This is a genomic window from Nocardiopsis sp. NPDC055879 (assembly GCF_053615935.1).
Genome location: NZ_JBSHCT010000003.1, coordinates 260,736 through 273,345 on the forward strand (window position 1 = coordinate 260,736; position 12,610 = coordinate 273,345).

Sequence of the window (12,610 nt, forward strand, 5' to 3'; positions counted from 1 at the left end):
CCAGACCCCCCGAAGAACGGTCCCCATGGCTTCCACACCCCCCATCGACACCTCACAGTCCCATTCCGCCCGGATCTGGAACTATTGGCTGGGCGGCAAGGACAACTACCCCGTCGACCGGGAGGCGGGCGACGGGATCGTCGCCGTCCTGCCCGAGATCGTCGACATCGCCGTCGCCACCAGGGCGGTCCTGGTCCGCATGGTCACCCACCTGGTGGAGGAGGCGAGCATCGACCAGTTCCTGGACATCGGGACCGGCCTGCCGACCGCGAACAACACCCACGAGGTCGCCCAGGCGGCGAACCCGGCCGCCCGGGTGGTCTACGTCGACAACGACCCGCTCGTGCTCGCGTACGCCCGCGCGCTGCTCGCCGGCACCCCGGAAGGGGCGACCGACTACGTCCACGCCGACCTGCGCGACCCGGCCGCGATCCTGGAGCAGGCGGCCCGGACCCTGGACCTGCAACGCCCGGTCGCGATCACGCTGTTCGGCGTACTGCCGTTCGTCGGCGAGGACACCGAGGCGAAGCGGATCATCGACCACCTCATGGAAGCGTTGCCCCCGGGCAGCCACCTGGCGATCGTGCACAGCACCAGCGCCGTGACCGGTGAGGGCATGGAGGAAGCGGTGCGCCGCTGGAACGAGGCGGGCTCGGCCGTCTACCACCTGCGCACCCCGGAGCGGATCACCGCCCTGTTCGACGGCCTGGAACTCGTCGAGCCCGGCGTGGTCTCGTGCCCCCTGTGGCACCCCGAACCCCCCGAAGTCGGACGGGCCCGAGAGATGGACGAGTTCTGCGGCCTCGCCCGCAAGCGGTAGGACCGAGAGAGCGCCCCGACGCGCGGCGAGGCGTGTCGGGGCGCTCACGAGGGCGGTATAGGCCCTATCCGGTGGGGCGGTGGTGGCGGATCCAGGCCGCCTGGCCGCCGTCCACCAGCAGGTCCGTCCCGGTGATGTACCGGGCGTCGGGCCCGGAGAGGAACGCGATGGCCTCGGCGATCTCACCGGGGGTGCCGCTGCGGCCGATGCCGCAGGCCCGCAACATCTCCATCATGTGGTCCCCCGTGGCGGACTCGGCCTCGGCCGCCGCCATGGGGGTGGCGATCACCCCCGGGCTGATGGTGTTCAGTCTCGCGCCCCGACGGTTCCACGCAAGGGCCGCCGCTTGGACACGAACCTGGTTGGCCCGTTTGGCGACGATGTAGGCGCTGACGCCGTCGTCGATGGACCTCACCGGGTCCAGGGACAGGAGCTCATCCGTGGGAACGGTGGCCAGGGCGTGCTCGTCCTCGGCGCTCAGCGAGGCGTGGTGACCCGCCATGCTGGCCACGCAGATCAGGGATGTTCCGCGCGAGGCCACGGTCTCGAACACGTCGATGACGTGCGCGGTGCCGACCAGGTCCACACGCAGGATCGCCTCCACCGTCGCGGTGGCCGCGGAGACACCGGCGGTGTGCACGACCGAGACGATCCCGCCCTCCCCCCGCGCCACGCGGGCGAGCTCTTCCACCGAGGACCGGTCGGAGACGTCCGTGAGGACGCCCAAGACGTCGTAACCCGTCTCCCGCAGGGAGGCCACGACCCGGTCCAGCCGGTCCTGTGAATGGTCGGCGAGCACCAACCGGCGACCGTTGCCCAGACGCCGCGCGACCGCCTCGCCCATGCCACCGATCCCGGTGACGATGACCACCTCGGGTTCGTCGGACAGCGCCATCTCAGGCCACCCCTCTCGTCGGTTCGGACGGGGTCGAGGGACTCTCGTCCCAGGCCGCGCCTCGTGCGATGGCTTGGCGCCACGACCGCAGGGTCCTGGGCGAAACCCCCGCGGCGATCACCCCGGACAGCCGGTCACCGGTGCGGTAGGCGACGATGAACCGGCGCTCGTCGAGGTTCCCCTCGACCAGGGCGGCCTCGTCGTGACCGCGTAGGTATCCGTACGCCTGGAGCCTCACGTCGTACTGGTCGGACCAGAAATAGGGCACCGGGGCGAACGGTCGCCCCTGGGAACCGCGGAGCAGGTTCCGGGCGGCGGCCATGCCCTGTTCGGCCGCGTGCGTGCGGTGTTCCACGCGCATGGAAACACCGAAGAGCGGGTTGTGCCAGCGGGCGACGTCGCCCGCCGCGTACACACCCGGTGTGGCCGAGCAGTACTCGTCGCACACCAGGCCGTCGTCCAAGCGCAGCCCGCTGTCCTCCAACCAGTCCGTGTTGGGCACCGAACCCACGCCGACCAGCACCTCGTCGGCCTCGATCACCTCGCCGCCCACCAGCCGCACCCCGTCGTCGGTCACCTCCGCCACGCCGGTCCCGGTGCGCAGCTCCACACCGTGCTCCAAGTGCAGCGTCGAGAGCATCCGTCCCACGTCCTCGCCCACGGCGTGGGCCAGGGGGACGGGCGCCGGTTCGACCAGGGTGACCCGGCAGCCGATACCCCGTGCCGAGGCGGCGGCCTCGGCACCGAGGAACCCCGCGCCGATCACCAGGAGGTGGCGTCCCGGTTCCAGCCGGGACCGCAGGTTCAGGGCGTCGTCGAGGGTGCGCAGGAGGTGGCCGCGCGCGGTGGGCAGCGCGCGCGGCCGGACCCCGGTGGCGACGATCAGCCCGTCGTAGGGGAGTGCCTCCCCGGAGGCGATCTTCACGGTGCGGGCGTGGGTGTCCAACCCGATCGCCTTGGTGCCGAGCCGCAGTTCCACGTTCAGGGCCGACAGGCCCTCGTCGGAACGGAGTGGGAGCCGATCCTCCCGCCACGTGCGCGACAGGATCTGCTTCGACAGGGGTGGCCTGTCGTAGGGCGCGTGGGGTTCGTCCCCGATGAGGGTGACGTCTCCTTCGAAGCCCTCCCGGCGCAGGGTCTCGGCGGCGGCCAGCCCCGCCGCCGAGGCCCCGACCACGACGACGCGGTTCATTCCCGTACCAGTCGCAGTGCCGCCGCCGGGCAGATCGCCACGGCCTCGCTCACCTGGTCGTACAGTTCCTCGGGCGGGTGGGGGTCGAGCACGACCGCGACCCCGTCCTCATCGCGTTGGTCGAAGACGTCGGGTGCTTCCACGACGCACTGCCCCGACGCCACGCACTTGGGTTCGTCCAGTTCCACTCGCATGGTGCTCTCGCTTTCTCGTTGTTCGGTGTGCTCGTGTGTCACCAGGTGACGGGCAGGGAGCGCAGGCCGTAGGCCACGCCCTCGAAGGCGAAGTCGACCTCCTCGAACGGCACCGCCAGGTTCAGGGTGGGGACACGCCGGAACAGGGTGCCGAACACGGCCTGGAGTTCGACCCGGGCCAGTGTCTGGCCCAGACACTGATGGGCCCCGTAACCGAAGGCATGGTGCTTGCGGGCCGGCCGGGAGAGGTCGAGGGTGTCGGGCTCCGGGAACGCCTCGGCGTCCCAGTCGGCGGTGGCCAGGTCGAAGATGACGCCGTCCCCGGCCGGAATGACCTGCCCGCCGACCTCGATGTCCTCCAGCGCGACCCGACGGATCCCCGTGTGCACGATCGTCAGGTACCGCAGCAGCTCCTCGACCGCGCCGGCCACGACCTTGGGGTCCTCGGTGGTGCGCAGCACCTCCAACTGTTCCGGGTTTCGCAGCAGCAGGAGCGTGCCCAGCGAGATCATGTTGGCGCTGGTCTCGTGTCCGGCGATGAGGATGGCCGATCCCATGATCACGGCCTCCTCGCGGGTCATCCGGCCCTCGTTGACGTGCCCGGCCATCTCCGAGAGCACGTCGTCCGCCGGGTCCGTCCTCTTTTCGTCCAACAGCTCGCCCAGGTATCCGGACAGCGCCGCGTTGGAGGCCCGCACCTCCTCGGGGGTGGAGGTGTGGCTGACCCCGACGGTGCTGTGGCGGTGGAAGAACTCGTGGTCGGCGTAGGGCACGCCCAGGAGCGCGGTGATGACCAGGGTCGGGACCGGAAGGCTGATCGCGGTGACCAGGTCGGCGGGCCTGGGGCCGGCCAACAGGTCGTCGATCAGTCCGTCGAGCAGCCGCTGGATGGTCGGGCGCAGCGCCTCGACACGCTTGACCGTGAAGGGCAGGTTGACCAGACGGCGCAGCCGGGTGTGCTCCGGGGCGTCGGTGTTGGTGATCAGCTCCGGCAGGTGCGGTGCGATCTCGGCCCGACCCCGGGTCATGTGGGGGTAGTTCGGCAGCTTCTCGTCGATGCTCAGCCTGGGATCGGTGAGCAGGGCTCGCTGGTCGGCGTGCCGGGTCACCAACCACGGGGTGCTCCCGTCCCAGATCCGAACCCTGGCCACCGGTTCCCGCTCGGTCAGCGCACGCAGCTGCGGAGCGGGGCTGAACGGACAACCCTCCTGCCTGGCCGCGGGGTACTCGGTCACCGATCGCGCGGATGCGTCGCCCCGCGGGGTGGCGGTGTCGGTCATACGTCTCCTCTGGTCGCTTTTCGATGAGGCAACCAAGGAGGCCTGACGTCGGGCGGACACGAACCTGACGGGAGGCTGACGTGAGGTGGATCACTGCCGGGCGCGAGCGCGCGGGGTGGGGCTCAGCGGTCCCGGCCTTCGAGCGCGTAGCCGAAGCCCCGGTGGGTGCGGATCAGGTTCGGCCCGTCCCCGTCCACCTTGCGGCGTAGCCGCGAGACGAGCCGTTCGATCGCGTTGTCCCCACGGAGTTCGCCCCAGAGGTGGTCGGCGATGTGCTCCTTGGACAGCACCCTGCCGGAGTTGACCATCAGGTAGCGCAGTAGTCGGTACTCGGCGGGGGTGAGGTCCAGTTCGCGCTCTCCTCGGTGGGCCCGACACGAGGTGTCGTCCAGGATCAGGTCGCCGTAACGGAGCAGGGGTTCGGAGCGGCCCGCGCTCCGCCCGCGGATCAGCAGCCACACCCGCGCGAGGAGTTCGGGGACCCGGACGGGATCGGCGATGTAGTCCTCCCCGCTCAGTCCGACCTCGGGCAGCACGGTGTCGAGGAACCTCTCGCTCACCATGAACAACACCGGTGGTCCACCGACGCCACGGCGTCGCCGCGGGATCTCCGGCAGGTCCGGAAGCGTCGTGTCCACGAGGACGAGGTCCAGGCCGCCACGCCCCATGCGATCGATGGCGGCGTCGCCGGTGTCGATGACGTCCACCCCGTATCCGGCCAGTTCGAGTGTCGGGCACAGGACGTCCACGACCTCAGGGTCGCGAGCGACCACAAGGATGTGCTCACCGTTGCCACGGCGCATGTACCGCCCCCGTGTGAGGAGATTCGGGAAGGAAGGATCACGCAAGACCATAGCGAGCGCCGAGTCCTCGTACGATCACTTACGGTCGCGGGAGCGCGGTCGGATGGTCATTCCGTGTCGTCCATCAGCGCGATCTGTTCGCTGACCGCACGGAACCCCTGTTCCAGGGCGCGCAGGTCCTCGACCCGGAGCCGGACGAGGATGTCGGAGCGGAAGGGGCGGGTCACCAGCAGGCGACGCACGACCGAGGTCCCCAGGGGGGTGGCGTGCACGCGGCGGACCCGGTGGTCGTCGGGGTCCAGGGTGCGCGCGGCCACGCCCTGGGAGACGAGCCGGTCGAGCATGGTGGACATCGACGCCATCGATACACCGAAGGAGGCGGCCAGGTCCCTTCCTGTCGCGCCCTTCCCCGAGGTGACCAGGAGCATCAGCACCCGAAGCTGCGGGATGGTCAGGCTCATCTTGATCAGGTACTGCAGGAGGTTGGCCAGTACGGCCTCCTCCATCTGCCCGTTCAGGCGCTCGATCTCGTGCAGGAGGTGCTCCCGCTCGTGTTCGTCCTGTTCAACACCCTCATGCGGCATGTCGCAATGATAGGGCGCCCGATGCGCGTGACGCTCGATACCAATAATGCTTAGCATCATGCTAACCTTCGTCGCGCACAGATTCTCCACACGTAGTGACGGTGAGTGACAAATCCCTGCGGCACATCCGCCATCGGCGACGTGTTCGCGCACCCACGGTGACACGTCGACCATCGAATGAGGACGGCCATGAGCGCACCCTCCGAAGCGACGCAGAGCCAGGAAACCCCTGACCAGGACGTCGATCTGGAATCCCTCCGCGAACGGTACGCACTGGAGCGGGAACGCCGGATCCGCCCCGACGGCACCGGCCAGTACCGGCCCACCACGGGCGAGTTCGGCTACTACGCCACCGACCCCTACACTCCCCGCGTCGAACGCGAACCCGTGAACGACACGGTGGAGGTGCTCGTGATCGGCGGCGGCTTCGGCGGGCTCACCACCGGGGCCCGGCTCCGGCAGGTCGGCGTCGAGTCGATCCGGATGATGGACGAGGCCGGTGACTTCGGCGGCACCTGGTACTGGAACCGTTACCCCGGTATCCACTGCGACATCGAGTCCTACTCCTACATGCCCTTGTTGGAGGAGGTCGGCTACGTCCCGAAGTGGCGTTACGCCCCCGGCGAGGAGATCCGCCGGCACGCCGTGGCCATCGCCGAGACCTTCGGCCTGTACCGGGACGCGCTGTTCCACACCCGCGCGACCTCGATGGACTGGAACGAGGACGAGGGCGTGTGGGAGGTGGCCACCGACCGGGGCGACCACATGCGCGCCCGCTACGTCATCACCTCCTCGGGCACCCTCAGCCGTCCCAAACTCCCCGGGATCCCGGGCATCGAGAACTTCCGGGGCCACACCTTCCACACCAGCCGCTGGGACTACGGCTACACCGCGGGAGACCCGGACGGTGGCCTCGTCGGCCTCGCCGACAAGAAGGTCGCGGTGGTGGGCACCGGGGCGACCGGGGTGCAGGTCATCCCGCACCTGGGCCGCGACGCGGAGCACCTGTACGTCTTCCAGCGCACCCCCTCCTCGGTGGACGTGCGCGACAACCGACCCACCGACGAGGAGTGGTCGGCCTCCCTGCGACCGGGCTGGCAGCGCGAGCGCATGGAGAACTTCCTGGCGGTCGTCTCCGGTGAACCGGTCGAGACCGACCTGACCAAGGACGGCTGGACCGCGACGGCCCGGCTCCAGCGCAAGATGATCTCCGGTGCGCTGGACACCGGCGTCTGCGCGCAAGAGCGCGAGCGCCTGGACGAGATCGCCGACGCCCGCACCATGAACCGGATTCGCGCCCGTGTGGACGAGGTCGTCCAGGACCCGGCCACGGCCGAGAGGCTCAAGCCCTGGTACCGGTACATGTGCAAGCGGCCCTGCTTCAGCGACCACTATCTCCAGACGTTCAACCGCCCCGACGTCACCCTCGTGGACACCGCCGACCACGGCGGCATCACCCGCATGACCGAGGACGCGATCGTGGTCGGCGAGACCGCCTACCCGGTCGACTGCGTCGTCTTCGCCACCGGGTTCGAGGTGGGTGTTTCGGGGGTGCTGTCCGGTGCCCTGCCGGTGCGCGGACGGAACGGCCAGGACCTCCTCGCCACGTGGAGTCGTGGCCCCAAGACCCTGCACGGCTTCTACAGTCCGGGGTTCCCGAACCTCTTCCACCTGGGGTCGTTGCAGAACGCCAACTCGGTCAACTTCGCGCACATCCTGCTGGAGCAGGCCGAGCACATCGCGGCCGTCATCGAAGGGGCGCGCAAGGTCGGGGCGGAGACGGTCGAACCCTCCTTGGAGGCGGCCGAGGAATGGGGGCGCGTGGTGAGGGAGAGCGCCCACGACAACTCCGATTTCCAGGCCGAGTGCACACCCGGTTACTACAACCGCGAGGGTGCCGGCACGGGCAGGAGCAACTCCTTCGGCCCGGGGCCGGTGGCCTTCCACCGGATCCTGCGCGAGTGGCGGAACACCCGCATGGACGAGGTCCTGGTCCCGGCGTCGCAGGTGAGCGACCGATGAGGGCGATCACGACCCGCGCGTTCGCCGCGCTCCTCCTGGTGGGAACGGTGGCAGGGTGCTCGGACCCGGAACCGGAGGCGACCGGACAGGAGACCGCGGGGGAGGGCGAACTCACGGCCGAACTCCTGACGCAGGTGACCTCGGTGCACGAGGAGACCGGCATGACACTCCTGGAAGGGCCCGTCTTCGCCCCCGACGGGGGCCTGCTCGTCGTCGACGTGCCCACGCCCGCGGGGGAACCCAAGGTGCTGCGGGTGGACACCGACACCGAGGAGGTGTCCACGGTCTTCACCGACGACACCGGCGCGTACACCTCCGCCCAGTTCGGCCCGCTCGACGACCGCCTGTACCTGACCGACTTCGCCGGGGGCGGGATCGTCTCCATGACCGCGGAGGGGGAGGACCTCGAGGTCTTCTTCTCCGGTGACGTCGATGGCGAACCGATGAACCCGGACGACCTCACCTTCGATGAGGCCGGGAACATGTACGTCAGTGACTCCGCCGGCTTCGACGCCCCCGCCTGGGAGGAACGGGGCAGGGTGGTCCGGATCGACGGGGAGACGGCCGAGGCGACCGTGCTGTCCGAGGACCTGCCCGCGCCCAACGGGATCGCCTTCACCCCGGACCACTCGGGCCTGTGGGTGGGGTTGTACGGGGCCAACCGGGTCGACCACTATGAGCTGAACGAGGACGGCACGCAGGTGCTGACCTCGCACGCGGCCATCCACTTCGACGGTGGTACCAGCCGGATCGATTCCATCGCGGTCGACGCCGACGGCAACCTCTACCAGGCCGTCCACGGCCAACCCCGGATCTTCGTGTACTCCTCGACCGGTGAGCATCTGGCCACGGTGAACGTGCCCGAGGAGGCGGCCTCCGGTCTGGACACGGCCACCAACGTGGCCATCGAACCCGGGACGACCGACGCCTACATGACGGTGAGCGGCGCGGACGGTGGGTTCGTCTACACCTTCGACGCGCTCGGCGAGGGTATCCGGCAGTCCAACGGCGGCTGATCCCCGCCCCTCGATCCGGTAACGCTCTTACGCTATTCCTGCGTTACCGGGTCGGGTCGGGCGTCAGTCCTGGGAGAGGGACTCGGCGCGGACCATGACGCAGTCGAACTCCAGCACGCGGCCGGTGCTCTCCTCACGGGTGACCGGGTACATGCCGGTCACCTCGAAACCGTCCGCCTCGTACACGGCGATGGCCTCGGCCATGCGGGGCATGCCCTCGTAGATCTGCATCAGGGCCACCTCGGACTGTAGACCCACGAATTCCCCGATCCGCTTGCCCGCGCCCGCGTAGGCCTCCAGGTCGAAGCCCTGGGTGTCCATCTTCAGGTAGGGACGCGGGTTGTCGATCCCGGCGAGTGCCTCGTCCATGAGGCCGTCCAGGCGGCGCAGGTCGATCTTCTGGGTGTGCGTCTTCTGAAAGCGCTTGTACCGGGTGTTGCCGAACTCGCTGGCGCCCAACAACGAACTCATCGACCCCGGCACGACGTTGATCTCGGCGGTGCCGTCCTCACGGCCCAAAGCCATCTCGTGAACCTGCCAGTCGGGGTCCTCGGCGGCCACGGCGCGCAGCTTCGCCACCATGTCGGGGACCGGTTCGAAGGAGACGATCCGACCCCGATAGCCGTGTGCGCGCAGGCTACGGCCGTACTGACCGATATTGGCGCCCACATCGAAGACGCAGTCGACCCGGTAGTGCCGCAGGACGGAGACCACGTGTCGGGTGCCCAGGTGGTTCTGTGCCCTCTTGTGCAGCGCGAGTTCGTCGGCGTCGCCCATGGACTCACGGGCGAGTAGTTCCGCGCCCGGTCCCAGGGGGGTTCGGGTCCAACCCTGGGGCGGAACGATGGGGCGGTGGCCGCTCTCACCTCGGGTGACCAGCCAGGAGCGTGGCCCGGCCGGGGTGACCCGGTAGTCGCCGCGGCGTTCGAGCACGGCGGCCCCCGGACCGAGGTCGTGCACGTTGACCCGGCGGCTCAACAGGTCGAGTAGTCGGCGGCGTAGCGTCGGCATGGTTTTCCCAGTGGTCACTGTGAGTGGTGGTCTCGGACATTACGCGTGGTCGAGGGTTCTGTCGAGCGGTTCGGGGATATTCGTTGCCGACAGTGTCTCCACCAAGGCCCGGGCGTAGTGGATCTTGCGGCCGGCGGTGGTTCCCAGGAAGCGACGCAGCTGTTGTTCGGGCGCGCGATCGCGTTGGGCGGGCTGGTTGCGGAAGGTGCGCAAGGTGCGCAGGTCGCCCTGGGCCGTCACGACCCGTTCCACCCCGGCGATCCCGTGCGCCCGGATCAGTTCGTCCTCCAGGTCGGCCACGCACACGTGGAAACCGTGCTCCGTCGGATCACCGCCCAGGCCGGCCTTCTCCAAAGCGCTTCGGAAGTGGCTCTCCTCGCCGACGTCGTAGAGCCCGGCCAAGCGCAGACCCGGCCCGGGTGGCCCCAACCGCTGTATGAACCGGCCGATGTTGGTGGCCCCGCCCATGGACAGGATGGTGGTGCCCCGCGCTGCCAGGTCCAGGCCGCGTCGCTCGGCGAGGGCGGCCAGGGCCGCCCGATCGCTGTCGCCCTCGACCAGGATCGCGGTCCGCGCTCGGTGGAGTGGTCCCATACCCGTCACCCTACGAAGGGTACGGCCGGCGTACTCGCTCAGGCCCGTTCGGTCGCCTCCGTGGGAAGGGCAGGGACAGGCCGACCTCGACCCCGCGCGGGTCAGGGCGGTGGGGACACGGTCTCCTTCGGATCGGTGCGACGCAGGCGATCGAAGACCAGATCGAAGGTGAAACCCGCGGCGAACCCCATCGGCACCACGAAGAACAGCAGCCGCCGCGCGTCCAGGTCCGCCAACAGCTCCGGCGCGGTCAGCAGCTGCGCCGCCACGTAGGTCAGGACGGTCACCACCCCCGCGCCCAATCCGCGCGCGCAGGCCCGCAGCACCGTGGGAGAGGCCCCGAACGAGTCGCGGATCAGCCCGCCGGAGACCGCCGCGCACATCGGTGCGCCGAGCAGCAGCGCCAGGGTGGCGGTCCCGGCCGGTCCGGGCCCGGGCACGAACACGATCGAGGCGAGCGCGGCCACCAGCAGCAGGATCGACGCGAGGAGCCCGCCCGACTCCGCCCACCGGTCCAGCCGTCGTGAACGCCGCTTCCGTCGCCGGCTCGCGGCCCGCCGCCCCACCTGCGCGCGCAGCACTCCCACGACGCGCTCCGCCGACCCGGTGGACCACGGCTCGCCGAGCACGTTCACGTCCGCTTCCAGGACGTGCTCCCCCGAACGGGGCAGGTCGGCCCACACCTGCCGGGCCCCGCCACCGAAGGCGGCCAAGGCGACGACCGGGATGTCCCGCGCCAACGCCAGGATCCCCGCCACCCTGGTCGTCCGTCCGCCGCCGACCAGGATCACCCCGTCCGTCTCCAACAGGGTCCGATAGAAGGGGACCTCCCACTCCTCACCGATGTCGCGCACCGTCGTGATCCGTACCGACACCCCCTCGGGCAGCTCCGGCGCGTACTCCTGGTGCCGTGCCTGGTGAGCCAGTACCCGGCCCCGCGGGGTGCCCGCCGCCGCGTATCCGCGCACCACGAGCGTCTCCGCGTAGTGGTCGCGGTCTGAGAACACCACCAGGTCGAAGGAGGCCAGGGCCAGCGCGCGCCCCAGCTCGTGGCAGGCCGCGCGTGCTCGGTCCAGGTCGCGCAGCGGCGGGTCGTACTCGCGCCGGGAGTCCAGGCTGCCGACCACGGCGATCCGGGGACGCCGGTCCGAGGAGGCGGCGGAATCGGGGGAGGGCGTGCTCAAGGTTCGAGGCTCCTTTCCGCTTCGGGGTCCGGACCGGGAACGGGGTCGGGGTCCAGGCTCGCCAAGGCGTCGGCCACGTGGTCGATCCCGGTGGTCTCGCGCACGGCCTGGGAGAGCCAGGCGATGGTGTCCTCGGAACGGTGTTGGTGCGAGAGGTGCTCCACGAGCCGGCTCACCCGATCGAACCTCGGTTCGGTGACCGGCCAATGGAGGGGGTTCTGGGCCCGGCCGCCGCGCAGCTCGCCGAGCCTGCTCAGGAAGGCCCGCCACAGGTGTTCCTCGTCCAGGCCGGGTACATGGGACAACACGTGCGCCACCCGGCGCCTCAACGGATCCCCCGGCTCGATTTCCTCAAGGACACACTCCTTCGTGCGGAGGCCGGGGTCGCCCCCCTTCTTCGCCCGCGCCCGCGCGTCCCACGCCGGGCGTACCGAGGCGGCCTCGTCCAACGGAAGGGGCGGCAGGGGAGTGGCCGCGGCCCGGGCCACCAACCCACCGACCCGAAAACACAGTGCCCGGTAGTCGTCCGGGGAGGTGTACATCAGGTCCAGCACACCTCGGTCGGCGTGCCCGACCGGCTCCACCCAGTCCAGTCGCTGTCGTCCTCGGACCGCGATCGGCAACGGGCCGATCAGCGGGGTCCACACCAACGGAAGCAGCGGCTGGGCCGCCTCCCCGTTCACCGAGCCGTTCGACCGGAAGCGGCGCAGACGTTCCTCGAACACACCCCACTCCCGCGCGCACCACTCACTGTCGAGTTGGGTCTCGCTCAACAGCACCACCATCGTGGCGGCGGTCGCGCAGTGCTTCAGCAGCTCCTCGCGCCATCTGCCGCCCTGTTCCAGGGAGGGGCCGCTGAGCCCCGTGGCGTGGTCGTCGGTGTGCAGCCGCACCGCCCGCTCCAGGTCGGCGTGGAAACGCAGCACCTCCGCCCGGTCCGCCTTACGGCCGCCGTAGCTGGTGAAGAAGGTGCCGGGACGTTCGGGGGCGCCCTTGCCCATGGCCTCGTGAGTAC

At 70.0% G+C, this 12,610-nt stretch carries 13 protein-coding genes; 3 read left to right on the forward strand and 10 right to left on the reverse strand.

The features are described 5' to 3' along the window. Positions 1–25: 25 nt before the first annotated feature. Positions 26–820 (forward strand): SAM-dependent methyltransferase, encoded by a 795-nt coding sequence (locus tag ACWGKS_RS05210; protein WP_452521798.1) that lies wholly within the window; start codon positions 26–28, stop codon positions 818–820. 64 nt (positions 821–884) lie between these two features. Here the strand turns inward: ACWGKS_RS05210 and ACWGKS_RS05215 are convergent, their stop codons facing one another. From ACWGKS_RS05215 to ACWGKS_RS05240, 6 genes are all read right to left on the reverse strand, one after another. Beyond that, positions 885–1,715, reverse strand: a complete 831-nt coding sequence (locus ACWGKS_RS05215) for an SDR family oxidoreductase (RefSeq protein ID WP_452521799.1) — start codon at positions 1,713–1,715, stop codon at positions 885–887. Between the two features lies 1 nt (position 1,716). Then, complete coding sequence (locus ACWGKS_RS05220; protein ID WP_452521801.1) at positions 1,717–2,907, reverse strand: NAD(P)/FAD-dependent oxidoreductase; 1,191 nt, start codon at positions 2,905–2,907, stop codon at positions 1,717–1,719. Next, positions 2,904–3,143, reverse strand: a complete 240-nt coding sequence (locus ACWGKS_RS05225; RefSeq protein WP_452456889.1) for a ferredoxin — start codon at positions 3,141–3,143, stop codon at positions 2,904–2,906. Before ACWGKS_RS05225 ends, ACWGKS_RS05220 begins: the two co-directional genes overlap by 4 nt. Continuing rightward, the gene (locus ACWGKS_RS05230; RefSeq protein WP_452521804.1) at positions 3,140–4,381 is read right to left on the reverse strand and encodes a cytochrome P450; all 1,242 of its coding nucleotides are present in this window, start codon (positions 4,379–4,381) and stop codon (positions 3,140–3,142) included. The genes ACWGKS_RS05225 and ACWGKS_RS05230 overlap by 4 nt, the downstream gene beginning before the upstream one ends. A 122-nt stretch (positions 4,382–4,503) precedes the next feature. Next, a complete protein-coding gene (locus ACWGKS_RS05235) occupies positions 4,504–5,184 on the reverse strand; it encodes a response regulator transcription factor (RefSeq protein WP_358515017.1) in 681 nt (226 codons plus the stop codon). Positions 5,185–5,291: 107 nt separating this feature from the next. After that, positions 5,292–5,768: a MarR family winged helix-turn-helix transcriptional regulator gene (locus tag ACWGKS_RS05240; protein ID WP_358515014.1), complete on the reverse strand. Its 477-nt coding sequence runs from the start codon at positions 5,766–5,768 to the stop codon at positions 5,292–5,294. Positions 5,769–5,957: 189 nt separating this feature from the next. Here ACWGKS_RS05240 and ACWGKS_RS05245 point away from each other — a divergent pair, with 189 nt between their 5' ends. Then, positions 5,958–7,790, forward strand: a complete 1,833-nt coding sequence (locus tag ACWGKS_RS05245) for a flavin-containing monooxygenase (RefSeq protein WP_358515011.1) — start codon at positions 5,958–5,960, stop codon at positions 7,788–7,790. Further along, positions 7,787–8,806: an SMP-30/gluconolactonase/LRE family protein gene (locus tag ACWGKS_RS05250; RefSeq protein ID WP_358515009.1), complete on the forward strand. Its 1,020-nt coding sequence runs from the start codon at positions 7,787–7,789 to the stop codon at positions 8,804–8,806. The genes ACWGKS_RS05245 and ACWGKS_RS05250 overlap by 4 nt, the downstream gene beginning before the upstream one ends. A 63-nt stretch (positions 8,807–8,869) precedes the next feature. On the opposite strand, the gene ACWGKS_RS05255 is transcribed toward ACWGKS_RS05250, so the two are convergent. From ACWGKS_RS05255 to ACWGKS_RS05270, 4 genes are all read right to left on the reverse strand, one after another. Further along, positions 8,870–9,817: an FkbM family methyltransferase gene (locus tag ACWGKS_RS05255; RefSeq protein WP_358515006.1), complete on the reverse strand. Its 948-nt coding sequence runs from the start codon at positions 9,815–9,817 to the stop codon at positions 8,870–8,872. A 39-nt stretch (positions 9,818–9,856) separates the two neighbouring features. Then, positions 9,857–10,411 (reverse strand): TOPRIM nucleotidyl transferase/hydrolase domain-containing protein, encoded by a 555-nt coding sequence (locus ACWGKS_RS05260; protein ID WP_358515003.1) that lies wholly within the window; start codon positions 10,409–10,411, stop codon positions 9,857–9,859. Between the two features lie 101 nt (positions 10,412–10,512). Next, positions 10,513–11,595, reverse strand: coding sequence for a hypothetical protein (locus tag ACWGKS_RS05265; RefSeq protein ID WP_358515000.1), 1,083 nt, complete (start codon positions 11,593–11,595; stop codon positions 10,513–10,515). Next, positions 11,592–12,596: a TIR domain-containing protein gene (locus ACWGKS_RS05270; protein WP_358514997.1), complete on the reverse strand. Its 1,005-nt coding sequence runs from the start codon at positions 12,594–12,596 to the stop codon at positions 11,592–11,594. Before ACWGKS_RS05270 ends, ACWGKS_RS05265 begins: the two co-directional genes overlap by 4 nt. Positions 12,597–12,610 lie beyond the last annotated feature (14 nt).